General features: G+C 59.9%; 19 protein-coding genes. 9 read left to right on the forward strand and 10 right to left on the reverse strand.

Going from position 1 to position 23616, the window contains the following annotated elements:
• Positions 1 to 11: 11 nt before the first annotated feature.
• From NP603_RS12270 to NP603_RS12285, 4 genes are all read right to left on the reverse strand, one after another.
• Complete coding sequence (locus tag NP603_RS12270; RefSeq protein WP_256611173.1) at positions 12 to 1337, reverse strand: phosphatase PAP2/dual specificity phosphatase family protein; 1326 nt, start codon at positions 1335 to 1337, stop codon at positions 12 to 14.
• Complete coding sequence (locus NP603_RS12275; RefSeq protein ID WP_256611174.1) at positions 1330 to 3087, reverse strand: bifunctional alpha/beta hydrolase/class I SAM-dependent methyltransferase; 1758 nt, start codon at positions 3085 to 3087, stop codon at positions 1330 to 1332. The genes NP603_RS12270 and NP603_RS12275 overlap by 8 nt, the downstream gene beginning before the upstream one ends.
• Positions 3088 to 3417: 330 nt before the next feature.
• Positions 3418 to 5310, reverse strand: coding sequence for a hypothetical protein (locus NP603_RS12280; RefSeq protein ID WP_256611175.1), 1893 nt, complete (start codon positions 5308 to 5310; stop codon positions 3418 to 3420).
• Between the two features lie 12 nt (positions 5311 to 5322).
• Complete coding sequence (locus NP603_RS12285) at positions 5323 to 5763, reverse strand: putative lipoprotein (protein ID WP_256611176.1); 441 nt, start codon at positions 5761 to 5763, stop codon at positions 5323 to 5325.
• 252 nt (positions 5764 to 6015) lie between these two features.
• On the opposite strand from NP603_RS12285, the gene NP603_RS12290 reads away from it, so the two are divergent.
• The 4 genes from NP603_RS12290 to NP603_RS12305 all read left to right on the forward strand — a co-directional run bounded on the left by NP603_RS12290 (position 6016) and on the right by NP603_RS12305 (position 13275).
• Positions 6016 to 7401, forward strand: coding sequence for an MFS transporter (locus NP603_RS12290; RefSeq protein WP_256611177.1), 1386 nt, complete (start codon positions 6016 to 6018; stop codon positions 7399 to 7401).
• Positions 7402 to 7431: 30 nt separating this feature from the next.
• Positions 7432 to 7896: a single-stranded DNA-binding protein gene (locus NP603_RS12295; RefSeq protein WP_256611178.1), complete on the forward strand. Its 465-nt coding sequence runs from the start codon at positions 7432 to 7434 to the stop codon at positions 7894 to 7896.
• 232 nt (positions 7897 to 8128) lie between these two features.
• Positions 8129 to 11527 (forward strand): RecQ family ATP-dependent DNA helicase, encoded by a 3399-nt coding sequence (locus NP603_RS12300; protein ID WP_256611179.1) that lies wholly within the window; start codon positions 8129 to 8131, stop codon positions 11525 to 11527.
• Positions 11461 to 13275, forward strand: a complete 1815-nt coding sequence (locus NP603_RS12305) for a UvrD-helicase domain-containing protein (protein ID WP_256611231.1) — start codon at positions 11461 to 11463, stop codon at positions 13273 to 13275. Before NP603_RS12300 ends, NP603_RS12305 begins: the two co-directional genes overlap by 67 nt.
• Positions 13276 to 13537: 262 nt before the next feature.
• Here the strand turns inward: NP603_RS12305 and NP603_RS12310 are convergent, their stop codons facing one another.
• The gene (locus tag NP603_RS12310) at positions 13538 to 14413 is read right to left on the reverse strand and encodes an EamA family transporter (RefSeq protein ID WP_256611180.1); all 876 of its coding nucleotides are present in this window, start codon (positions 14411 to 14413) and stop codon (positions 13538 to 13540) included.
• Between the two features lie 4 nt (positions 14414 to 14417).
• The gene (locus tag NP603_RS12315; protein WP_256611181.1) at positions 14418 to 14846 is read right to left on the reverse strand and encodes a VOC family protein; all 429 of its coding nucleotides are present in this window, start codon (positions 14844 to 14846) and stop codon (positions 14418 to 14420) included.
• Positions 14847 to 14941: 95 nt separating this feature from the next.
• On the opposite strand from NP603_RS12315, the gene NP603_RS12320 reads away from it, so the two are divergent.
• Positions 14942 to 15850 carry a LysR family transcriptional regulator gene (locus tag NP603_RS12320; protein WP_256611182.1) on the forward strand — a complete coding sequence of 303 codons (909 nt, stop codon included), beginning with the start codon at positions 14942 to 14944 and terminating at the stop codon, positions 15848 to 15850.
• Between the two features lie 15 nt (positions 15851 to 15865).
• On the opposite strand, the gene NP603_RS12325 is transcribed toward NP603_RS12320, so the two are convergent.
• The 3 genes from NP603_RS12325 to NP603_RS12335 all read right to left on the reverse strand — a co-directional run bounded on the left by NP603_RS12325 (position 15866) and on the right by NP603_RS12335 (position 17871).
• Positions 15866 to 15994 (reverse strand): hypothetical protein, encoded by a 129-nt coding sequence (locus NP603_RS12325; RefSeq protein WP_256611183.1) that lies wholly within the window; start codon positions 15992 to 15994, stop codon positions 15866 to 15868.
• Between the two features lie 225 nt (positions 15995 to 16219).
• A complete protein-coding gene (locus NP603_RS12330; protein WP_256611184.1) occupies positions 16220 to 17044 on the reverse strand; it encodes a hypothetical protein in 825 nt (274 codons plus the stop codon).
• A 392-nt stretch (positions 17045 to 17436) separates the two neighbouring features.
• Complete coding sequence (locus tag NP603_RS12335) at positions 17437 to 17871, reverse strand: SRPBCC domain-containing protein (RefSeq protein WP_256611185.1); 435 nt, start codon at positions 17869 to 17871, stop codon at positions 17437 to 17439.
• 188 nt (positions 17872 to 18059) lie between these two features.
• On the opposite strand from NP603_RS12335, the gene NP603_RS12340 reads away from it, so the two are divergent.
• Positions 18060 to 18590 (forward strand): YgjV family protein, encoded by a 531-nt coding sequence (locus tag NP603_RS12340; RefSeq protein WP_256611186.1) that lies wholly within the window; start codon positions 18060 to 18062, stop codon positions 18588 to 18590.
• Here the strand turns inward: NP603_RS12340 and NP603_RS12345 are convergent.
• Positions 18587 to 19546 carry an alcohol dehydrogenase catalytic domain-containing protein gene (locus NP603_RS12345; protein WP_256611187.1) on the reverse strand — a complete coding sequence of 320 codons (960 nt, stop codon included), beginning with the start codon at positions 19544 to 19546 and terminating at the stop codon, positions 18587 to 18589. The genes NP603_RS12340 and NP603_RS12345 overlap by 4 nt on opposite strands.
• Positions 19547 to 19651: 105 nt before the next feature.
• On the opposite strand from NP603_RS12345, the gene NP603_RS12350 reads away from it, so the two are divergent.
• The 3 genes from NP603_RS12350 to NP603_RS12360 all read left to right on the forward strand — a co-directional run bounded on the left by NP603_RS12350 (position 19652) and on the right by NP603_RS12360 (position 23606).
• Positions 19652 to 21157, forward strand: coding sequence for a phenylacetate--CoA ligase family protein (locus tag NP603_RS12350; RefSeq protein ID WP_256611188.1), 1506 nt, complete (start codon positions 19652 to 19654; stop codon positions 21155 to 21157).
• A gap of 145 nt (positions 21158 to 21302) precedes the next feature.
• Positions 21303 to 22850 carry a hydroxymethylglutaryl-CoA lyase-like TIM-barrel protein gene (locus tag NP603_RS12355; protein WP_256611189.1) on the forward strand — a complete coding sequence of 516 codons (1548 nt, stop codon included), beginning with the start codon at positions 21303 to 21305 and terminating at the stop codon, positions 22848 to 22850.
• 33 nt (positions 22851 to 22883) lie between these two features.
• Positions 22884 to 23606 carry a pseudouridine synthase gene (locus NP603_RS12360; protein WP_256611190.1) on the forward strand — a complete coding sequence of 241 codons (723 nt, stop codon included), beginning with the start codon at positions 22884 to 22886 and terminating at the stop codon, positions 23604 to 23606.
• Positions 23607 to 23616 lie beyond the last annotated feature (10 nt).

The following is a 23616-nucleotide window of genomic DNA, read 5'->3' on the forward strand; positions in this document are numbered from 1 at the left end:
GGCCATGGCTTTTAACGAGCCGACACCCGCCATGCCTGCCAGGACTCCAATTGCCGGATATGTTTGGGCGATACGATTAGCCCCGGACGTGCGCCGCGCAATCGGGCCACCGCCGAATCGATCGAATCGGCCAGGCCATGGGCCAATAGCCACGCTACGGCAACGGTGGCGCTGCGCGAATAACCCAAGGCGCAAAACAGTAAGGTTTTGCCATGACGTCTGGCTGCGTCGATTGCCGCAACGCCTTGATCTATTTGCTGGATTTCCGGTGCCAGCAAATCCAACACCGCTATCGAGTAAATCGGTAAATTTTTGGCATCGATCGCGATTTCCGGACAGCAAGAAACTAGCGCTTGGATGTTGAATTGCCGTATGTCCGCGGACGAAGGGCAGCGGGACAGCCATAGATCCGGGGTAATTTCGTTCGGCGCCGGATTTCTGTAAGTCCACAAGCGCGAATTCAGCCACGCGCCAATCAAATAGGGCGCCAGCAGCACCTTGACCGCATCATCCATGCGTCCGCCAATGTTGCGGAACAGCGCAGCGTTCCCCAGCCAATAAATACCTGCCATCGCCGCCAATGCGCATCCGGGCCACATTAGCCAAAACCAGGCGCCGGCCAGCGTCCAAGCCGTCGCGGCAAGTGCCAGGCTGCCGGCCAAGTAATAAAGGCCGATGCGGAATCGCGCCGGATCGCGTTGTGTTAGCCCGGTTTGAGGCGTCAACGGAAACAGCATGACCGCGATGCAACCGACCAAAGCGCCGGTAGGAATGTCGATAAAGTGATGTTGGCAGGTTGTCAGTACCGATAAACCGATCACTATCGCAATGGCGCGGAGCAACCAAAGCCGGATGCCCGACAAATATAGGGCATAAAATGTCCACAGAATGACCAGCAGGCTGATGTGCAATGAAGGCGCTTGGTTGAACGGTTTGTCGAAACCCAACAATACATCGAACAACCAACCGGGAATACCGCTGGTTTGCGGCCGATCGAAACTGAATTTCAGCGGAAAGGCGATGAAACAGATACAGGAAACCAATTGCGCGAATAGCAGGCGTTTGGCGTGCGCGTCCAATTCTTGACGGTTACGCGCCACCACCAAAGACAGCCCGTAGAACAGGTCAATAGACCAATACGGCAGAATCGACCAAGGCAGGAAAGGTATTTGGTATTCCCAGTTAAAGACGATGGATCCCACGTCGTCGCGCCGGACGGCCAACCAATTGCTTAAACCGTAACTGGCGAAAAAAAACGGGCCGAGAAACCCCAGCCAGAGCAGGCCGCGCCGCCAAGGGCGGCGGCTGGCGACCGACTCGGCCGTATTTTCAGGCATTACGCTGCGCTAAAGCGACCGTGAAAATCCCCCAGTCGTCGATCCGTTGTTCCAATTTGGTGAAACCGGCGTCTTCCACCAATTGGTCCATTTCCATTTGCGTCCGTCTGCGCATGACCCATGCCGCGCCTTTGCGGTGGCTGGTGAGGGCGCGGGCAATGAATTCCAGTTGCGGATGCCAGGGTTGGCAGGTATAGATCAGATAACCGCCCGGAGGCACGGCTTCCGCCAAACCGGCCAGCGAACGCCGAATCAAAGCGTTATCCGAAAACAATTCGTACAAACCGGAAACGATAGCCAGCGTTGGCTTTGGTGTTAGAGCCGCCAGACCGTCTTTGTCGAAGGCGTCGCCGATCTCGAAACGCGCGATGTGTTGTAAATTTTTCTCATGGATCAGGGCGTTACCTGCCTCGACATTGATGTCGGAATAATCGCGCAGCAGGATCGAGTCCGCCTGTATCTCGCTTGCGGCTAATGCTTCCAATACGTATCGGCCATGGCCGGCAGCAATATCGACGATGCGTATTGCTTGATTGTTCCGACTCAACAATGCCAGCGCTTTTTGCAGCAATTCTTCGATATTTACCTTGCGCTGGCGTATGCCGCGCCAGCCGATGGAGTTTAAATAAAACCAGTCGATCATGCGGCCGAGCGGGGTGGTTCCGGACGGCTGGTTGCGGTAGACATAATCCAGGGTGCTGCCGGAGTCGAATCCGGTTTGGTGGCCCAGGCGGATACCGTCCGAGACATAGCCGCATAATTTCAACAGTGCTCGAGTCAGATTCCAATAGAGTGCGCGCCAGGAATGGGCCGGCAACGGCGCCGCCAACGCCGCCGCTTCGCGTTGCGTGTATCCGTCGTGGTGGGCGTTCAGCAGATGGGGATTTTGGCGAGCGCGAGCGAAATTATCTTTGATGAATGAACGGCATTTGCTGATCGGCAATGCCCGGTCGATTTCACCGAAGGTATCGTGGAAGAATCCCGGCAGAAAATACAAGGATTTGGTTTTCGAGTTGATTCGAGCCAGAAATTCGTATTGCGGCAATGGCCTGACCACCCAATCGTCGCCGGAAACCAGCAACTGCGTGGGAGCGTGAATCGCTTCGGCATCGGCGACGATGCGTTCCGAGGTCGAATACAACTCCAGTAAGATGTTGGCCGAAATCGGCCGGGTAATCAGCGGGTCGGAGTTGTAGCTGGCAATTCGTTCAGGATCGTGGGTCAAGAACTTGGCTTTGACGTAGCTGTTGACGAAAAAATTACCGCGCAGCTTCAGCATCAACCTCAAAAACGGTTTGGCGAGAGGCACATAAAGCTTCACGTCGAACGCCGGCGATGCCAGTACCATGCAGCGGATCTTCGGCGCGTAATCGTGTACCCAAGTTGCGGCGACCACGGCGCCGACACTCTGCGCAACAATCGCGATATTTTCGACGGCAAAGCGATAGGTCTCGGCGATGTGGTCGATGAAGGTTTGTATATCGCGCACCGATGTACCCAGACTTGGACTATAGCCGCGCACGCCGGGAGAACGCCCGTAGCCGCGCGCATCCCAGGCAAAAAAGGCAAACTCGGGTAACTCAAGTTCTTCGGCCAGATGGGCCATACGTCCGGAGTGTTCATGGCCGCGGTGAATCAACACGATAGCGCCTTTGGACTCCTCTAGCGCAGGCCAATGGCGATAAAACAAGGCGAGGCCATCGTGGGTGGTGAAGGTTTTTTCTTCTATGGGACGTTTGGTTTCTGGCATAGATTCCCCTTTGGAAACGTGAGCTGTGCGTGATCGGCTCCGGGCAGATTTATACATTAATTCCGCGCAGTAAATAAGGATATTTCTATCCGGTGTTATAGAGAGTTTGGGAGTCTCTGATTAATTCGCTTTCTCGAATTTTGGTTCGAATTAAATCAATGGCTTATGTCTCGGTTTATCTTAAAAATCTGCTTTAATCAGCGGTCACTTTGAGGTTTTAAGGTTTCGTTGGAAAACAGAGGGAATTGGGGGTGGGAATTGGTCTCCATTTCGAAAAGGTGGCTGGAACCGACGCGCTGGCTAGTTGTTCCGACGCCTTATAACGGCAAATCAATTCGACTGTTCGTTTTTTCTTGATGAGTTACCGGGCAATAACTGTGGAAACGAGCCCTTGCGAATGTTAAAAAACATCAACTCCGGCAGACTCACCGCCCAGCCTTTGATGCCTTTTGCCACGTGTTGCCCTGCGTCCCACGGCCAGCTCAGCAGGCCGAATCCGGTTTCCAGCGCCGCTGCCGCCAGATTGAAGCCGCCTTGCAGCGGCCGCGGCCAGACCGCGTCCTGGGTGAAAAACACGAAGGCGGCGTCGCTGCCTTGCCAGCGGTATAACGACGAGGTCAAACTGTTCGATTCCTGTAGATCCACCCACCAATCCGGCGCGGTCCGGTAACGCTCCCGAATCTGCCGGTCGCGGTAGGCGGGCAGTTGGTAGCTGGCAACGGTGCGGTAGCGCTCGCCGACCCGATCGAAGGCGGCGAACGGAATCGGATGCGGAAATTCGCTGTCCAGATAAGCGCCCAGAGCCTGTTCGGATAGCGTCGCCAGGTCGGATGCATCGACTGTGGCCGACGCTTGCGCGGCGGCGGTCGCGTTGAGCAAGCGAAAGATTTCGGTCACGCAATTGCGCTGCACTAAATGGTAAGCGTAGCGCTCGAACAATTGCTGTCGGTAATCGGCCAAACGGGCTGCGGCACCGGTGCGGTAAGCCTCGGCTGTCGCGGCCGGCAGCGGTGGCCGGGGCCAGTCCGCCGGCGCGGATTTGTCCGGCGTATTGCTGAAGCGGGGTAGGGCGGCGGCTTGCTGTTCCCGTTCGGCGCGTTCCAAGGCGAATACCGCATTTGCGCCGTGTTCGATCGTGGCGTAGCCGCGTTCGTCGAGCGCTTGCGCTGCAGCCAATTGGGCGTTGGCGGCGCCCAATAATTGCCGGGAATACTGCAGCGCGGCCGGCAGGTCGACGGCCGGCGCATACGGGTCGGCGTCGGCAGCGCGCCGATCCAGTACCGTCAGATACCCGCCGGCCAAGGACTGCTGCAGGGCGTGCAGCCGGGCCATGCCCACCAATAACGGATAACCCCAGTCCGGCCGCTCGCTGTTCAGCAGCCGGAGCAGATCGGCGCGGGTCTGATCCCGGTATCGGCGGAGCGCGGTTTGCTGCGCTTCGCTCAGCCGGTAATGCGCGCCGCTCAGGGTCAATAACGCATCGGCGCGCGGCGACTTGCCGGCCAGCAGCAGGTCGAGTGCGGCCAGATTCAGCAAGCGGTTTTTATAATGCTGGGCGAAAGTCAGGCTGCCGGCCGGCGGGACCGAAGCGCTTGCTTGCGCCGAATCGTCCGGCGCCAGCGTCGACAACTCCTGCCATAGGGTTCGGCGTTTTTGCGCCAGAAAATCCGCGCCGTACTTTTGCAGCGCCATCGTGCGCAATGTTGCCAGTTCCGGACTATCGCCGCCTTCGCCCGCGGCCGGAATCGGTGCGGCCCGATACTCTTCCAGAAAATAGCCCAGAGCCCGCAGACGCAGTTGCGGAACCTGCTCCGAGTCGTACAAATCGCGGCTCAGATCGGCGTCTTCCTGCAACTCGCGCAACACGCTGAGTTCGCGATTCTGTTGCGCCAGCCGGCTATCGAAAGTCTCCTGCAAGGCTTGGTAGTACGCGTCGGCGACTTCGATGCGGTGACCGTGCAGGGTGCGGTTCTGCTGGTCGGCATAAGCGAAGCGGAACGCGGCGAAGTCGTCGCGGTACAGTCGTAACAAGCCCGGCTCGACGTGCTGGAAATGGTAAACCCGGTCGCCGAAGCGGAGCGCGGCGTGGCCGCCGCTGGCGTTGCCCTCGTTGGCTTCGATGTATAAAAAGTCGAAACTGGCGCCGGCGGCCGATCCGGACGCGACCGCCAGTAGCGCGCTAACCAGCCAGCGGCCGAAAACCAAGCGCGCACGCTGCGACATGGCGGTGTCCGGTTATTTTTTCAGGCCGTCTTCGATGGCTTGTTTTTTCATCGGATCGTTTCGGCTCAGGCTTTCCGTAAATGCCGAGATTTGCGGCTTGCCGAGCTTGGCTTTGCGCAGGCCGCGGCCGATGCCGAGGTAGGTGTAGCGGTCGTTCTCCCAATCGGTGATGCCGTGGTTTTCCGCCAGTTCGCTCAACCGGGTGCGAAAGCTGTCCAGCGTGCCGCTGGAACTGACCACGAAATCGGCCGTGTAATCGGCGACGTCTGCCTCGTATTTTTCCTTGGCGTCGCCCGACGAATCGGAACTGGACGTGAATGGGCTGGAGGCACTGTTGAACAAGCCTTTCGAGCTGTCGAACGCGCTTTCCGAACTGGTCGAAAACGAGCAGGCGCCGAGCAGGCTGCCGCTCAGCAGCAAGGCGGTCAAATGAAGCAGGGTGAAACGGTTCATGGCTTCCCTCCGGGATGCGAGTTTGAAATTCGGGGTTAACGGACCCGGCCGAGTCCGCAACAAAGCCAGAGTATATCGCCTGCGTCGGCAGCCGGTAAGATGGCCGTGCCTTGGCTTGTCGCGCAACCGGCGTATGCCGGCAATCCGCGCCCGGCGACCGGCCGATTTCGCCGGTTCGCGCTGGAGGAAGCCGGCGAGAAACTGGTACTATAAGCGGCTTAAATCGTACCGAGGCAAAGAGGAGTTAAGGGTTTGACACAGGTTCAGGATATTACCAGTCCGATGACGGCCATGGAGAAGCGGGCGACCGTGTCGCTGGCCAGTATCTATGCGCTCAGAATGCTGGGTTTGTTCATGCTGTTGCCGGTGTTGTCGCTGTTCACCGAGCAAATGCCCGGTTCCACGCCGAAACTGGTCGGTTTGACCATGGGTATTTACGGCTTGACCCAAGCCATTTTGCAAATCCCGTTCGGCCTGCTGTCCGACCGCTTCAGCCGCAAGACCGTGATCGTGATCGGCTTGGTCTTGTTCGTGGCCGGCAGCATTTGGGCGGCATTGGCTACCGATATTTACGGCGTTCTGATCGGCCGGGCCTTGCAGGGCTGCGGGGCGATTTCGGCGGCGGTCATGGCGCTACTCGCCGATTTGACTCAGGAAGTACACCGCACCAAAGCCATGGCGACGATAGGCGCCAGCATCGGCGTGTCGTTCGGGGTCGCCATCACGCTGGGGCCGATCATTGCCCACCAGTTCGGCATTGCCGGCATTTTCTGGATGATCGCGTTACTGGCCGCGCTGGCGATTCTGGTGATTCTGTTCGTCGTACCCAATCCGGAAAAAATCAGCACTCACCGTGACGCCGAATACATCCCGTCGGAATTGAGCAGCGTCATTACCAACCCCGACCTGCTACGCCTGAATTACGGCATTTTTGCCTTGCATTTGATCCTGATGGCCAGCTTCGTCGTGGTGCCCTTGCTGATGCGCGATGCCGGTCTGGAGGGCGGTAGCCACTGGATGGTGTACTTGCCGGTGTTGGTGACCTCGATGGCCGGCATCATTCCGTTCGTCATCATTGCCGAGAAGAAACGCAAGATGAAGCCGGTGTTTCTTGGCGCAATTGCGACCCTGGTCGTCGCCAATGTCGGCTTCGTGGTATTGCACGGCCAGCTGATCGGCCTGATCGCCTGTCTGTGGATTTTCTTCTGCGGTTTCAATTTGCTGGAAGCGACCTTGCCGTCGTTGATTTCGAAGACCGCGCCGGGCGATTTGAAAGGCACCGCGATGGGAATTTACTCCAGCGGGCAGTTCCTCGGTGCATTTCTGGGCGGGGCGGCCGGCGGTTGGTTGTACGGCGAATTCGGCGCCGTCGCCGTGTTCCTGTTCTCGGCCGGGGTGGCCGCCAGCTGGGCGTTGATCGCGCTGTTCATGTCGCCGCCGCGCTATTGGGCCAATCTGCTGCTGCCGTTGCAAGGCGTTGCCGCCGAACGGGGTAGCGAATTTTCCAAACAATTGCTGGCGATTGCCGGTGTCGAAGAAGTCCGGCTGCATTTCGAAGAACGGGCGGCTTATCTGAAGGTCGACAGCCAACGCCTGGACAAAGACCAACTCAACCAATTTTTACAGCAATGGCGTTAGGCTGCTGCTGAACAACACACGGAGACAACCATGCTGAACAAAGTCATGCTGATCGGCCGCCTCGGCGCCGATCCGGAAGTACGTTACATGCCGAGCGGAGACGCCATCACCACGATCCGCCTGGCGACCAGCCGGCGTTGGAAAGACCGCAATACCAACGAGCGCAAGGAAGAAACCGAATGGCACCGGGTGGTGTTTTTCAGCGGCTTGGCCAAAATCGCCGGCGAGTACCTTAAGAAGGGCAGCCAGGTCTATGTCGATGGCCGCATCCGCACTCAGAAATGGCAGGGCCAGGACGGCCAGGACCGCTACACCACCGAAATCGTCGCCGAAAATATGCATATGTTGGACAGCCGCAGCGGCGGAACCGCCAGCTACGCCGACAGCAATACGCCGCCGCCGAGCGCTTACGACAGCCGTCCGGCCGGTGCCGGCAGCCCGGCGCCCTCAGGCCCGGCCGCTTACGACGATTTCGACGACGATATTCCTTTTTAAAGCAGGTTTACCGAGCCGGCTAAAGCCCCTTGACCGGGGCTTTTTTACGGCATCGTGTTTTTGGGGGGCGGCAGGCTGTCCGCGCCGGCGTTAACAGGCCGCGGCCGTTCGAGCAATGTGGTTTATTCCTTTTTGTCGCCGGGAACTTTTCAGGTGCCGGCCGCTTTGGCAAACTGAATGGTTCGAGCGTTCTCGCGAGCCGCTTGATTTACCACCCACCTGACGTCGCTTAATGGACCAACAGCCGGAAAAATTGCGGGCCCGTTGCCTTTGCATCGATATCGAAACCGCACGCCACGACCACCTGCAACTGAAAGAAATCGGCGCCTACCGGCTCGATACCGGCCTCAGGCTCAGAATTGCCGGCAAGGCGGCCGATCTGGTGGACAAACTGGATCAAGCCTGTGCCGGTGCGGCCTTCGTGTTGGGCCACAATGTGATAGCCTTCGACCAACCGGCGCTGGCACTGTTGCATCCGAAATTGGCGCTGCACCGGCTGCCGCTGGTCGATACCTTGGAGTTGTCGCCGGTCGCCTTTCCGCAAAACCCTTACCATCGCCTGGTCAAGGACTACAAGCTTTGTACCACCACCCGCAACGACCCGGTCCGCGACGCCGAACTGGCCTATGAGCTGTTTCTGGATCAGGCCGCCGCCTTGCGCCAACGCGTGGCGGAACATCCCGACGAGGCCTTGTGCCTGCATTTTTTGTTGGCGCCGGAAAACGGCAAGGGCGTTGCCAATTTCTTCGCGACGTTGCGCGCCGCGTTGCGGCCGACCTTGGCCGAAGCGCAAACCGCATGGCGGCGGGCGACGGACGGCAAGGTGTGCCGGCGGGCGCAGATGCAAGCCGTTACCGCCTGTTTGCCCGACCCGGAATGGCACAAGCCGCTGGCCTACGTACTGGCTTGGCTGCGAGTGGCAGGCGCCAATTCGGTGTTGCCGCCGTGGGTGGTTGCCAATTTTCCGAAAACCCGCGAGCTGATAGCGCGGCTGCGCGATATCGCCTGCGGCGATCCGGATTGCGTCTGGTGCAGCGAACAGCACGATCTATCGAAACTATTGCCGCGTTATTTTCCCGGCATCAGCCATTTCCGCCCGCAACCGGCCAGCGCCGACGGCCGCTCGCTGCAACAGGCCATCGTCGAAAACGGTTTCGCCGGCACGCCGACCCTGGCGATATTGCCCACCGGCGGCGGCAAATCCTTGTGTTACCAGTTGCCGGCATTGGCGCGGTTTTACCGTAACGGCAGCCTGACCGTGATCGTTTCGCCGCTGCAATCCTTGATGAAGGACCAGGTCGACAACCTGGAGTCGCGCGGGATTACCTGCGCCGGATATCTGAACAGCCTGTTGAATCCGCTGGAGCGGCGCATCATGCTCGACAAATTGCGGCTCGGCGATTTGGGCTTGATTTTCGTGGCGCCGGAGCAATTTCGCAGTACGGCGTTCACCAAGGCTCTGGCCCAGCGCGAAATCGGAGCTTGGGTGTTCGACGAGGCGCACTGCCTGTCGAAATGGGGCCACGATTTTCGGCCGGACTACTTGTACGTCTCGCGTTACATCAAGCAGCGCCAAGCGGGCAATCCGTCGCCGCTACATTGCTTTACCGCGACCGCCAAACCGGACGTGGTGCAGGACATCGTCGGCCATTTCGCCGACCGCCTCGGCGTTTCGCTGCAAGTGCTGACCGGGGGCGTCAAGCGGGAAAACCTGTGGTATGAAGTCCACGCGGTACCGGCCCAGGCGAAATATCCGGAAGCGTTACGCCTGCTGGAACAGGCCCTACGCGACGACGGCGGCGCGATCGTGTTCTGCGCCCGGCAGAAAACGGTCGAGGATGTCGCCGGATTCTTGCAGCAGGCCGGCCTGGAGTGCGGCTATTTTCACGGCGGCATGTTGCCGGAAGAAAAGCGCCGGGTGCAGGAAGCTTTCATCGCCGGCGAATTGCGCGTAATCGCCGCTACCAACGCCTTCGGGATGGGCGTGGATAAGGCGGACGTGCGCTTGGTGCTGCATCTGGATACGCCGGGGTCGCTGGAAAATTATTTGCAGGAAGCCGGCCGCGCCGGCCGCGACCAGCAACCGGCGCGTTGCATATTGTTGTACGACGAGGCCGACCTGGACGTGCAATTTCGCCTGTTGCGCAATTCCCGCTTGAGCCAGCACGATATCCACGCCATTCTGAAAGCGTTGCGTAGCATCGAGCGGAAAGACCGCAGCGAAGGCGAGGTCGTCGTCACCAGCGGCGAAATTTTGCTGGAGATTCCGGACAAACACGGTATCGACCCGGACGCCGCCGATGCCGACACCAAGGTCAGGATCGCCGTAGCCTGGCTGGAAGAGGCGCGTTTGCTGGAGCGGCGGGAAAACCATACCCGCGTGTTTCCGGGCAGCCTGCTGGTGTCGAGTCTCGACCAGGCCCGCGACGTGCTCGAGAAAAAACTCGGGCCGCAGGCGGATATCGAACCTTATCTGGCCATGCTGGCTCAATTATTTGCCTGCGAGGACGACGCCGGCATCAGCACCGACGACCTGATGCTGGCCACCAGGCGTGATTCGTTTCAGGTGATGCACATGTTGCGCGATCTGGACCGGTTCAAACTGCTGTCCAACGATACTGAAATCGGCATCGCCTTTTACCGCGACCCGGACAGCGCCGAGCGGCTGGAAGCGTTGCGCAAATTGGAGGATGCGTTGGTGGCCTGTCTGCGCGAAGCGGCACCGGACGCCGACCGCGAGCAATGGCAGATTTTGAACGTGCGCCGTTTGTGCGACACGCTGCGGCGCGAGTCCGGCGTCGAGTTGGAGCCGGAACGCTTGACCAGGCTGATGAAGTCTTTCGCCGAAGCCTTTGGCGGCAGCGTCGGCCAGCGCGGTTTTTTCGCGTTGCGGCCCGGCGGCCAGGACAATCGTTACGTCAAATTGCTGCGCGACTGGCGCGAAATCGATGCCATTCGCCATAAGCGCATGCGCCTGGCTCAGGCCTTGCTGCATTATTTTGCCGAGCGGCGCCAGGGCAACAACTTGTTGGTGGTATGTAAACAGGGCGAGTTGGAAGCCGCGTTGCAGGCCGACCTGACCCTGCAGGATCTGGAGGTGCGCGACTGGAGCGTCGCGCTGGCGGCGACTTTGGTCTATCTCGACACCAATGAAGTATTGCATTTGGCCCGCGGCAAAGCCGTGTTTCGCGCCGCGATGAGCATACAGCTCAACGCCGAGGCCCGGCGCCGCCAGTTCAAGAAGTCCGATTACGCCGAATTGGCCTTGCATTACCAGGACAAAATCGTCCAGGTCCATGTGATGGCCGAATACGCCAAGCTGGCGCTGGGCAAAATCCAGGCCGCGATGGCGTTTATCGTCGACTATTTCGGCATGGACCGCGCAGCCTTCGTCCGCCGCTATTTCGCCGGCCGCCAGGACGTGTTGGAAATGGCGACCACCGAGGCCGCGCATCGCCGGATTCTGACCGATCTGAAGAATCCGGAGCAACAGGCATCGTCGCCGCGCCCGCCGAGGGCAATTATCTGGTCCTGGCCGGCCCCGGCGCCGGCAAGACCCGGGTCATCGTGCACCGCGTGGCCTGGTTGTTGCGGGAATGCATGGCGTTGCCGGAGGAGATCATGGTGCTGAGCTATAACCGCTCCGCCGCGGTCGAGATTCGCCGACGGCTGTGGGCGTTGGCAGGCGCCGACGCCGCCGGTGTCAGCGTCCGCACCTTGCACGGCCTGGCGATGCAATTGACCGGCACCAGCTACGCGGTGGCCGCCGAACACGGCGAAAGCGTGGATTTTTCGGCGGTGATCAAACAGGCGGCGGCCTACTTGCGCCAGGCGGAGGCCGGCGACGAGGCCGGGCCGTCGGTGCGCCGCGACCGCGTGCTGTCCGGGCTGCGCTATCTATTGGTCGACGAGTACCAGGATATCAACGCCGACCATTACGACTTGATCAGCGCGTTGGCCGGCCGCAGCATCCGCAGTGAGGAAGATCGGCTGTTTTTGATGGCGGTCGGCGACGACGACCAGAATATCTATGCCTTCGGCGGCGCCGATGTCGGCTTTATCAAGCAATTCAGTGCCGACTACCAGGCCAGAACCTTCTATCTGCTGGAAAACTACCGCTCCACGGCGCAAATCATCCACTGCGCCAGCCGGGTGATCGCTCCGGCCCGCGGTCGGATGAAAACCGGGCAGAGCTTGAGGGTGGACCACGCCCGGCGCGAGGCGGCGCCGGGCGGCGAATGGCAGGATTTGGACAGTCTGGCCCAGGGCCGGGTGCATATTCTGGCGGTCGCCGCCGACGCCGTCGCCGAAGCCGAGGCGGTCCTGGCCGAACTGCAGCGTTTGAACCGGTTGCAACCCGGCAACCCGTCCGGCTATTGGGGCCGGTTCGCCGTGATTGCCCGCCATTGGCAAAGCCTGGAACCGCTCGAGGCCTTGTGCCGCCGGCAAGGAATTCCGGTGCGTTCGTTGCGCGACGAGTATTTGCTGGATCTGCACAGCACGCGCGAAGGCCGGGTCTTGATCCGCTTGTTGAGCAAGCGGGAGCGGCGCGGCGGCAAGCCGCGGCTGTTGCTGCGCTGGGGGGCGTTGTCGCGCTGGTTCCGCTGCCGCTACCGCCAAGCGGTGACGGCAGAGATCGCCCATCCGTACCGTGCGCTGTTGGCGCAATTCATCGCCGAAACCGAAGCCGCCACGCCCGGCTGCCAACTGGTAGCCGCCGATGTGCTGGACGCGCTGTACGAATTCGGTGCCGGCAGCCAGGCTGCCGGCCAGCAAATCAATTCGCCGTTGACACTGCTGACCGCCCATCGCGCCAAAGGGCTGGAGTTCGACCACGTCCTGGTCTTGGACGGCGGCGGTTGGCGCTCGGCCGCCGACGACGAACGGCGCTTGTTTTACGTGGCGATGACCCGCGCGCGTAAAACGCTGGCGTTATGTTCCCGCCAAGGCGGGCGCCATGCCTTCATCGCCGATTGCGAGCCGCTCTGCCTGAAAAGCCGGGGCCAGCGCGTCGAGGGCCTCGGCCGCACGCTGGAGCGGGTCTGGGTCGCCGGCCCGTCGCAGGTTTGGTTGTCCTGGCCGGGCAGTTTTGCCGCCAACCAGCCGATACACCGGGCGCTGGCCGGCTTGGATTGGGGCAGCGAACTGGTCTTGCGCGAACTCGGTAACGGCAGCGAGGGTTGGGAACTGGCCGACGCCAACGGCATCGCGGTCGGCCGCATGGCAAAGGCGTTCCGGCCGCCGCCCGGCCGCATCATTGCGGTCAGAGTGGCGGCGGTGTTGGTGCGGGACAAAAAGCAGGACAACAAAGCCAAACTCAGAACCGAATCGTGGGAACTGGTTTTGCCCGAAATCGTGTACGTCACCGACGGTGCTTAATCCAACGCCGACAAGGCAGGCGGCAGGCGGATCCTGGGGGGGCGTTAGTTTGAGCACAGCAGGTCGCCCCGGCAGGCAATGCCCGATGCGGTTAAGTCAAGGAAAGTACCTGGTTCCGGCAGGGAATGCCCGAATTCAGGAGCCAAGGATGGCGCAGGCGTTCCACATCCTTGTCGAAACCAGGCAGTTTTGAACAAGAAGCTCAATTCGGGATGTTGTTCCAAAACGGCATTTGATGTAAGCCGACTACTTCGTGCCAGGATCAAATCCGCGCCCGCCGGGCCCCGCCGAGGTTGCCGCATAAGGCCAGCAGTAAGGACAGGCAGCCGCCGATCGCCGCCGCGGACAGCTTTTCGTCGAACAGCATCACGCCCAACAGCAAGCCGATCACCGGCACCAGCAACGAGAACGGCGCGACCAGCGTGGCCGGGTAATGCCTGAGCAGCCGGTTCCAGCACAGCGTGCCGATCAGCAGCGCGCCCAGCGCCTGGTACAACACCGCCGCCAGCGCGCGGCCGGCGGCCTCCGCGGACAAATCCAGCATTTGTTGCGGCGATTCGAGCGCAGCGCTGAGCCCGCCCAAGATCACGGCCGGCGGCAATGAGGCCCAGGCGACGAAGGCCAGCGTGTCGGCGCGCAGGCCGTCGACCGCCAAACGCCGGGCCACCAGGTTGCCGCTGGCCCAGCCGGCCGCGCCGAGCAGGCTGAAACCCAGCGCCGCGGCCGGCAAATCGGCGGAGCGGTAGGACACGATCAAACAGACGCCGATAACGGCCAAGGCCAGTGCGAACAATTTTCGCCGGCTCAGCGATTCCCAGCCCAAGGCGACGCTGAACAGCAAGGTAAAAAACACCTGCAATTGCGCCAGCACCGAGCTCAGGCTGGTCGGCAAGCCGAAGCGCAAGGCCAGGAACAGGCCGGCGAATTGCACCACGCCCCAGCCGCAGCCGTAGAGCAACAGCATCCGCCAGCTGATGGCCGGCCGGCCGACGAACAGGATCAACAGCGCCACCACGGAAAAGCGCAGGCTGGCGAAGGCCAGCGGCGGCAAATCGTGCAAGCCCCAGCGGATCACGGCAAAACTGCCGCCCCAGACCAGCACGCAGAGCAAGGCCAGCAGCCCGTGTCGCAGTGCCATCGCCTCAGACTCCGGTTTGCGCGCAGATGACCACCCGCCAGCCGTCCGGGTCCTCGAATGTGCGGCTCTTGTCCAGCCAGTACGGATTTTCCGGCGCCACTTCGCGGGCGCCGACCGCAGCCAGGCGCTGGTACAGGTCTTGCCGCTGTCCGGCGTCGAGCACGTACAGCACCAATAAATTATCCGGAGCCGGAATCCCGCACGGGCTGTCGCCGTGGTGTTGGGTAAATTCCAGATGATGGCTGCTGCCCGGTAAGCCAAACATGACGCCGTCGTAACCGGCGTGGCCGGCAAACGAGCCGATTACCGCCAGCCCCAGGCCGTCGCGGTAAAACCGGGTCACCGCGTCCAGTTGCCGGGTAGGGCGGGCGATCCGGACTTGGGCGACGCGCAAGCCGGCGTTGAATTCGAGTGCTGTAGAGTTATCTGCCATGGCGGTCTCCTGCGCTTTAGCGTTCGGAAAATGGGACGTGGCTGAGTTTCGGATATTATTCAAAGTAATTGAAATGAAGAAATGGCAATAGCGCTATGAATCCGGTGCATGACTTGCGGCATATCGATTTGAACCTGCTGGTGGTGCTGGACGCGTTACTGGCCGAGCGCCATATTTCCCGCGCCGCGCAACGGCTGGCAATGACGCAGCCGGCGGTCAGCCATGCTTTGAACCGGTTGCGCGATCTGTTCGCCGACCCGTTGCTGGTGCGGGTCGGCAACGAAATGCGGTTGACGGCCAGAGCCGCCGCCTTGGCGCAACCGTTGGCCGACGCGCTGGCTCAGGTGCGTAACGTCGTCGCGGCCGGGGCTTTCGAGCCGCAACGCTGCCGGCGTTGCTTTCGTTTGGGAATCAGCGACTACGGATCGGCGGTGGTCTTGCCCGGCCTGGTGCGACGGCTGCGCCAAATCGCACCCGGCGTCGATTTGCAGTTGTCGCAACATTCCCGGCTGGAAACCTTGCGCCAAGTGGCGGAAGGGGAGCTCGACGCGGCGCTCGGCGTGTTTCCGATGCTGGCCGAGGGCCTGCAAGCCGACGTATTGTTTCAGGAGCATTTCGTCGTACTGACCGACCGCAACAACCTGCCGGTTACGGCCAAACTGACGCTGGATCATTATCTGCAGGCGCCGCACGTGCACGTCTCGGTGCAGGGCATGCACCACAGCCACGTCGATACCGCGTTGGCCGCGCGCGGTCTGCGCCGCCGCATCGCCGTGATCATGCCGCATTTTACCGTCGCCGCCGCCTTGCTCGCCGGCACCGACCTGGTTTTGACGGTCGCTTTCCGCGCCGTCGCCGGATCGGCTTTACCGGCCAATCTGATCATGCTGGAACCGCCGCTACCCATCCCACCGTTCGATTTCGCAGCGATCTGGCGGACGGGGGTAGAAGCCAATCCGGAGTTGGCGTGGTTGCGTGGGGAGATTCGGGCGCTTGGGGGGTGAGCTGGCAATTGTTGGCTACTTGCCGAGCAGTTTATTCAAGGATACGTAATTTGCAGAAGCGCCTGTCAGTATATTTTGGCTGAGTTCGGCTAATACCAGACTGTCGCGCATCGGTTTTAATGGCCGCAGCGGGGTGAATGCCATGACAGGGGCTGTTTTTCCGTCGCCTTGATGCTGCGCCAGCAAGGTCGAGGGGGAGGCTGTCAATGATTTGGTTTGTCGCCTAATCCAGGTGTAGGGTAATCATCGCGTACCATTAGAAGACCATCATGTTAGCGAGGACCTGAAGGTACGCGGTGCGTACCCTACGTGGCTTAGCGAAATGTCCGATCTAACCTCTCGTAGTCTCCGTAGAGATTAGTAAGTAGTCTATTGGATTTCATTAGCTGGCTGATTCTTAAAATGAGTGGTAACGAAACTAATGCAGTCGCCCTGGTTCTTAAATATGCCGTAATTCTGCCAACCATTTTTTTTACAGTCGTTTTTAGACAACTTAACACTACCAACGGTAAAACCGTAATTACCACCAATACCGTTGTTACCCTCTGCCGAATCCGTCCAAGAAATTTCTTTCACTAATCCGTGGAACTGTACGATGCCATTCCCTTCTACTCCATAAACGGTGTTACCATTTACCGTGATTGACTCACTGCCGGCAAATACATAATTACCTTGCGCCGCATTTGCTGGCCCACCCACTACCAATTCCGGTTTCAAATTGAAGGTAAACGAGTCCGGACCCGGGTTAGTGATGTTACCAAGACTCCAGATGGCGATATAGGGGTTCAATACCGGTTCCGAAAAAACAATTTTATTTTCTTGAGGAAAATTCCCCTGTATCAAAATAATATCGCCCACGGAGTCCGGTGTATTAAGCGAATCGACAACATTGAATGAGGCTTCAGGCACCCAGCCCCAAAATTTTCCGTTTGTATATGTGCTTGCGACATTATTATCTACCGGCGGGTGATTAATTTCTCCGTATACTTCCCCAAAATAATCTACGATAGTGCGAGTGCTGCGCAATATACCATGAGCCTTGCCCGGATTGCCTGTTTCGGCTGTATTCCAGTCTGTCCATTCCGCTGCTCCAGTGTAAACGCCACTAAAATGCGAATTATCTGTTGCATATCCCATGCTGGAAACGAGAAGTGCAGCCAGACTAATTAAATGTGACTTAATATTTCTGCTCATAAAATTCAACCTTTTGACAAAAAAATATGACGTTTCCTAAGTAACTTCCGGCAGTTTGGTTTTTCCGAATCAGAAGTCAAAAACTTTTTTGTTTTTTACATTAAATTAACTATTACCACAATGCGTATAAATACTTATGTTATGATTTTTCATCTTTAACAGGTTGTTGGTTTTCTATATTTGTCAAGGTGGGTAATCTATATTTAGCTGATGAGGTTGAAAATATCACGGAATATAGTTGTTTTTTAACCAAACTAACGCCTAATAAACTGTTTTTCAATAAACGGATAATAATTAATTTTCAAGCTGTGTTTCACACTGTTCAATCCAGTCATACAAATTATGGTAATGAATATGGCGTTTCGGTTCTGCCGAATCCTATTCAGCCCGCATTATTGCTGCTCCGCTCGGTCTTTCAGCGCCTGATTCATCGCTGCAAAACCGGGCAGCACGTCGCGTTGCAAGCCGGCGGCGAAAAGTGGGATTAGCAGTCCGCTGAAACGCTCGCTGTGGCGGAAGCGGATTTTGTCGGCGGCCAGCGGGTCGATGGTAAACCGGTGCTCGCCGTCGAATAGGCCGGGGACTAGAACCCGGCCCAGCCATTTCAGTTCCCGTTCCGGCTCCACAGTAATGACGATGGGTTGGAATTTCATGGTTTTGCCGGCCTGGATGTGCACTTGCAAGCGGCTGCCGACTTTGGCTTCGCCGGAAATGGCGCGGACGAACGGGTTCCAGGCCGGGTAGGCGGCAAAGTCCGACAAAATAGCCCAGACTTTGGCGGCCGGAGCGGCGATTTCGATTTCGGTATCGATTTGGTAATGAAACATGGCGGGTTTGCTGGGTCGGGTTGCGAAGCTTGGCTTTGGCCGACGGTATGCCCGATCCGGATTAGTGTATATCATCGCTGTCGGACGGGGGCCGTATCGGACATTAACGGCCCGGTCCGAACAACGGGCGCGCCGGCAGGTAACACGCTAGCGGTCGCATTTAATCTACGACAAGGAATCTACCGCATTTGGCCGCACTGATCGACACCCTGGATTTGCACAGCCTGGCCTATGCGGTCGGCAGTATCGGCATCGTGCTGGAGTGGCGTGCCTACTGGTTGCCGGGCGGCCGGGCGTTTCGGCGCTGGTCGGCGGCCGGCGCCTTGTTTTGGGCCGGCCAGTATTTTTTACTGAATGCCTGGACTGCCGGCTTGAACATGGCCGGCACCGCGTTGCGCACGTTGTTATCCGCTTACGTGACCCACGGGGCCGGCAAACATTGGACGGCGGCGGGCTTTACTTTGGCGTTCGCCGCGTTCACCGCATTTTCCTGGCAGGGGCCGATATCGTTGGCGCCGGGCTTTGCGACCATCAATACCACCGTCGCGTTGTTTTATCTGGACAATCGGCGCATGCGCATGGCCTTGCTGGCGTCCAGCCTGGCCTGGATCGGCAACGACCTGTATTGGCAGGCCTGGCCGGCGTTGCTGGCCGAGAGTGTGGCCATGCTGGTCAATATTCGGACCATCGTCGGTTTACATCGGCAAGACTCGGTTTAGCGCCGCAGCAGAATTTTACGCACGCCGGGCTGGGCGGCATGGGCGAACGCGGCGACGCCGTCGCGCAACGGGTATTCGCCGTCTATCAAAGTCTCCACCGGCACGGCGCCTTTCGCCAATAACGCCACCGCCTCAGCGAACGGCCCGCAGCGCGAGCCGAGTAGCGTAATTTCGGCGACGACGATTTTGCTTAAATCCAGCGCCGCGCCGGCGGCGAAGGTGCTTTTCAATACCAGCGTGCCGCGCGGTCGGGTCAGGCGCAGCGCTGCCGTAAAGCCGGCGGCGTTGCCGCTGGCATCGACCACGCAATCGAAACGGTTGTCCGGGCAATCGGCGGCCAGACCGGTCTGCAAGCCCCAAGCCGCCGGTAAAGCCAGCGAAGCCGGCGTCCGGCCCAGCATCACGACGTCGTGGCCGGCCAGGGCCAGCACTTTGCCGATCAACAGGCCGAGCCGGCCCGGACCAACCACGGCGATTTCGCCGGCCGGCCACTGCGGCAGTTGCTTGGCTACGCGTAACGCCGCCGCCAGCGGTTCGGTGAACACAGCCGCCCGATCCGGTACCGCGTCGGGAATGCGCTGCAGGTTGCGAATCGGCAGGGTCAGATAGTCGGCGAAGGCGCCGTGTTGGCCGCGGATGCCCAGCACGCGCCGGTTCGGGCAATGTTCCGGGCCGTGTTGCAGACATTCCTGGCAAGTTTGGCAACCGATGTTGATGCTGCCGACCACTCGTTGTTGCAGCCAAGCGTCGTGTTGCGGGTTGCCGACTGCCACCACGCGGCCGACGAATTCGTGGCCGGGAATGCCGCGGAAGCCGGCATAACCTTGCGCCAATTCCAGATCGGTGGCGCAGATGCCGGCCAGACGCAGTTCGATCAAGGCGGCGTCCGCTGCCGGCACCGGCTCGGCAAAGTCGGTACGGTAGGCCAAGGTGTCGGATAAAACCAGTGCTTGCATGATCGGTACGCCGGACGAGGAAAAGCCGATTATCGCGCAAATGCGGGGCGGGTTGAGCCGGGATGGCGCTACAATCTGGCTTCGACTTTTTCCGTGGGGATTGCCATGTCCGATTTTCCGCTGCCGCCCGCCGCCGAATCGTTCGATCGGTTCGTCAATACGCCGCTCGATCGCTTGCTGGCCGAAAACGCCGAGCTGGATGTCCGGCACAAGTTTTTGCAATTGTTCAAACGCTGCGCCGCCGAGGTGCCAGCCTACCGCGATTTTCTGGCCGCGCGACAGGTCGACCCAGCGCAGGTCAACGATTATGCGGCGTTCAACAATCTGCCGTTGATGGGCAAGGCCGATTACATGCAGGCCTATCCGCTACCGCAACGCTGCTTCGGTGGCAGCTTGCACGGCGCGGACCGGGTGGCGGTGTCGTCCGGTTCCACCGGCAAGCCGACCTTCTGGCCGCGCGCCGCCGCCGACGAATTGGAGGTAGCGCTGCGTTTCGAGCAAGTGTTTGCCGACAGCTTTCAAGCTGATCGGCGTAGCACTTTGGCGGTGGTGTGTTTTGCCTTGGGCAATTGGGTCGGCGGCATCTTTACCACCTCCTGCTGCTGGCATCTGGCGCGCAAGGGCTATCCGCTGATGGTGGCGACGCCGGGCAACAACAAGGCTGAGATTCTGCGGGTGGTGCGCGAATTGGCGCCGCACTTCGCACAAACCGTGTTGCTGGGCTATCCGCCGTTCGTCAAGGACGTGATCGACGCCGGCATCGCCGAAGGCATGGAGTGGGCAAAGTACCGGCCCAAGCTGGTATTCGCCGGCGAAGTGTTCAGCGAGGAATGGCGCAGCTTGCTGGCCCGACGCACCGGCTCTCCAGATATTTGCTGCGACAGTGCGTCGTTGTACGGCACCGCCGACGGCGGCGTGCTGGGTAACGAAACCCCTTACAGCGTCGCGATCCGGCGTTGGCTGGCCGACCGGCCGGATGCGGCCCGGGCCTTGTTCGGCGAGTCGCGCCTACCGACCCTGGTGCAATACGATCCGGCCAGCCGCTTTTTTGAATTGCACGACGGTACCCTGGTGGTATCCGGCGCATCCAGCGTACCGCTGCTGCGCTACCACATCGCCGACAAGGGCGGCTTGGTCGCGTTCGCCGAGATGCGGGATTTTTTAAGCCGATACGGCGTAACATCGCCTACCGATCTGGGCTTGCCGGCCGACTTTCGGCCGCGGGAGTTGCCGTTCGTGTTCGTGTTCGGCCGGGCCGATTTCACGGTGTCTTATTACGGCGCCAATATTTATCCGGAGAACGTGACGGTCGGTTTGGAGCAGCCGCAGATCGCGGCCTGGGCCACCGGCAAGTTCGTGTTGCAGACCCGGGAAACCGCCGACGGCGACAAGGAACTGCAGATTGCGGTGGAACTGTTGCCCGGCGTGGAGCCGACCGCGGAAATGGTGCCGGCCATCGCCGAATCGGTCAAAGCCCAATTGCTGCGCTTGAACAGCGAGTTCGCCCATTACACGCCAACCGAACGCCAGTTACCGCAGATCACGCTGCACGGCTTCGGCGATGCCGAATATTTCCCGGTCGGCGTCAAACATCGTTATACCCGGCGTTGACGGCCGGGGGCAGGCGGCGAATCCGGCCGCAAATTGCAAAGCGGGTGCCGGTTGAGGGACAATAACCGGTCAAGCCCGGCGGCGATAGGCGCGCAATTGCGTTTCGCCGCCGGGCGCAATACCTCGACCAACACCGACGAAAACCATGTCTACATCGGCCAGACACATTCAATTGATGGATACGACGCTGCGCGACGGCGAGCAAACCCAGGGCGTGGCTTTCACGCCGATGGAGAAAGTCAGCATTGCCAAAGCCTTGTTGCAAAACCTGCGCGTCGACCGGATCGAGGTGGCGTCGGCCAGGGTGTCGGAAGGCGAGAAGGAAGCGGTGACGCTGATCAACCAGTGGGCGCGGCAGGAAGGTTTTGCCGAGCGCGTCGAAGTGCTGGGTTTTGTCGACCACACCCGCAGCGTGGATTGGATCAAATCCACCGGCGGCCAAGTTATCAATCTGCTGGCCAAGGGCAGCGAGAAACATTGCCGCGAGCAACTCGGCAAGACCCTGGACCAACACAGCGCCGACGTGTTGCAAACCATCGGCTATGCCCATGAGCAAGGTTTGAAGGTCAACGTCTATCTGGAGGATTGGTCCAACGGCTACAAGGACAGCCCGGATTATGTCTATGGTCTGATGGACCGGCTGCGGCAAAGCCCGGTCAGCCATTTCATGCTGCCGGATACCTTGGGCGTGATGGCGCCGGACGAAGTGTTCGCCAGCTTCAGCGATATGTGCCAGCGTTATCCGGAAGTGCAATTCGATTTCCATCCGCACAACGATTACGGTTTGGCGACAGCCAACGTGATGGCGGCGGTGCGGGCCGGCGTCAGCGCGGTGCACTGCACCGTCAATTGCCTGGGCGAGCGGGCAGGTAACGCCTCGCTGGCGGAAGTGGCCGTGGTGTTGCGCGACAAGATGGGGCTGGAATTGGCAATCGACGAAAACCATCTGGTGCGGATCAGCGACATGGTGGAAAACTTTTCCGGCAAGCGGGTCGCGGCCAACGCACCCATCGTCGGCGCCGACGTTTTTACTCAGACCGCCGGCATCCACGCCGACGGCGACCAGAAGGGCGGTTTGTACAAAACCAAACTCGGTCCGGAACGCTTCTCGCGCACCCGCAGTTACGCACTGGGCAAAATGAGCGGCAAAGCCTCGCTGAAGAAAAATCTCGAGCAACTGGAGCTCGATCTTTCCGAGGAAGATCAAAAGAAAGTGCTGGCGCGCATTGTCAGCATCGGCGATTCCAAGCAGACCATCACCACCGATGATCTGCCGTTCATCATCGCCGACGTGCTGGAAAGCAAGAGCTACCAGCACATCAAATTACTGGCTTGCTCGATCAACAGCGGGCTGGATTTGCCGTCCACGGTGAGTATCCGGGTCGATGTCAAAGGCGACAAGCACCAGGCCACCGGTGCCGGTAGCGGCGGTTTCGACGCTTTTATTGACGCCATCGGCAAGGTACTGGAACATTACGAGTATCGGCTGCCGACGCTGGCCGATTTCGAAATCCGCATCCCGAAAGGCGGCCATACCAGCGCGCTGACCGAGTGCGTAATCACCTGGGACTGCGGCAACGAGTTGCGCAAGACCCGCGGCGTCCACGTCAACCAAGTGTTTGCCGGCATTTTGGCGACGATCAAATTGATCAACATTCAATTACACGAGATGGCTGCCAGCCCAAAGGCGTAGGGCAACGCATTGCGTACCTGACAGCCTAACTCTGTGTACTTAAACAACCCGCTCACCGAAATCTACCGCGACCCGTGGTTGCTGGCGGTGCACAAGCCGGCCGGCTTGCTGGTGCACCGCAGCCCGATCGATAAACACGAAACCGAATTCGCTCTGCAATACGCCCGGGCCTTGAACGGCGGCGAACACGTCTACCCGGTGCACCGGCTGGACCGACCCACTTCCGGCTTGCTGGTGTTCGCCCGCGACCCGCAAACCGCCAGTAGCCTGGGCAAAGCGCTGATGGCCGGCGACGTGCGCAAAACCTACCAAGCCATGGTCCGCGGCTGGACGCCGGAACAAGGCCTGATCGACCATCCGTTACGCGACGAACCCGAAGACCGCCGCCGGAAAGGCGAACCGCAAGCGGAACGCGAGGCCCGCACCCGCTACCGGCGGCTGGCGACAACGGAAATCCCGGTCGCTATCGAAGGCCACGCCACCAGCCGCTACAGCCTGGTCGAGCTCTACCCGGAAACCGGCCGCAAACACCAACTGCGTCGGCACATGAAGCACATCAGCCATCCGATCATCGGCGACGCCAACCACGGCCGCGGCCGCCATAACCGTTATTTTGCCGAACGCTTCGGCCAGGGCCGTTTGATGCTGGCCGCGACCGAGATGGTTTTTACGCATCCGGCGACCGGCGAGAGATTGCATTTGCGGGCGGAATTGGAGGACAGTTTTTTGCAGGTGTTGTCGGTGTTTGCGGGTTAGGGCGGGCTTG

Origin of the sequence: Methylomonas aurea (assembly GCF_024505045.1) — a bacterium.
GTDB lineage: Bacteria > Pseudomonadota > Gammaproteobacteria > Methylococcales > Methylomonadaceae > Methylomonas > Methylomonas aurea.

What these genes read in the sequence shown, in the direction of transcription:
- NP603_RS12270 (WP_256611173.1), bottom strand. Translation starts at nt 1,337, where the DNA reads ATGCCTGAAAATACGGCCGAGTCGGTCGCCAGCCGCCGCCCTTGGCGG.
- NP603_RS12275 (WP_256611174.1), bottom strand. Translation starts at nt 3,087, where the DNA reads ATGCCAGAAACCAAACGTCCCATAGAAGAAAAAACCTTCACCACCCAC.
- NP603_RS12280 (WP_256611175.1), bottom strand. Translation starts at nt 5,310, where the DNA reads ATGTCGCAGCGTGCGCGCTTGGTTTTCGGCCGCTGGCTGGTTAGCGCG.
- NP603_RS12285 (WP_256611176.1), bottom strand. Translation starts at nt 5,763, where the DNA reads ATGAACCGTTTCACCCTGCTTCATTTGACCGCCTTGCTGCTGAGCGGC.
- NP603_RS12295 (WP_256611178.1), top strand. Translation starts at nt 7,432, where the DNA reads ATGCTGAACAAAGTCATGCTGATCGGCCGCCTCGGCGCCGATCCGGAA.
- NP603_RS12300 (WP_256611179.1), top strand. Translation starts at nt 8,129, where the DNA reads ATGGACCAACAGCCGGAAAAATTGCGGGCCCGTTGCCTTTGCATCGAT.
- NP603_RS12310 (WP_256611180.1), bottom strand. Translation starts at nt 14,413, where the DNA reads ATGGCACTGCGACACGGGCTGCTGGCCTTGCTCTGCGTGCTGGTCTGG.
- NP603_RS12315 (WP_256611181.1), bottom strand. Translation starts at nt 14,846, where the DNA reads ATGGCAGATAACTCTACAGCACTCGAATTCAACGCCGGCTTGCGCGTC.
- NP603_RS12320 (WP_256611182.1), top strand. Translation starts at nt 14,942, where the DNA reads ATGAATCCGGTGCATGACTTGCGGCATATCGATTTGAACCTGCTGGTG.
- NP603_RS12325 (WP_256611183.1), bottom strand. Translation starts at nt 15,994, where the DNA reads ATGGCATTCACCCCGCTGCGGCCATTAAAACCGATGCGCGACAGTCTG.
- NP603_RS12330 (WP_256611184.1), bottom strand. Translation starts at nt 17,044, where the DNA reads ATGAGCAGAAATATTAAGTCACATTTAATTAGTCTGGCTGCACTTCTC.
- NP603_RS12335 (WP_256611185.1), bottom strand. Translation starts at nt 17,871, where the DNA reads ATGTTTCATTACCAAATCGATACCGAAATCGAAATCGCCGCTCCGGCC.
- NP603_RS12345 (WP_256611187.1), bottom strand. Translation starts at nt 19,546, where the DNA reads ATGCAAGCACTGGTTTTATCCGACACCTTGGCCTACCGTACCGACTTT.
- NP603_RS12350 (WP_256611188.1), top strand. Translation starts at nt 19,652, where the DNA reads ATGTCCGATTTTCCGCTGCCGCCCGCCGCCGAATCGTTCGATCGGTTC.
- NP603_RS12355 (WP_256611189.1), top strand. Translation starts at nt 21,303, where the DNA reads ATGTCTACATCGGCCAGACACATTCAATTGATGGATACGACGCTGCGC.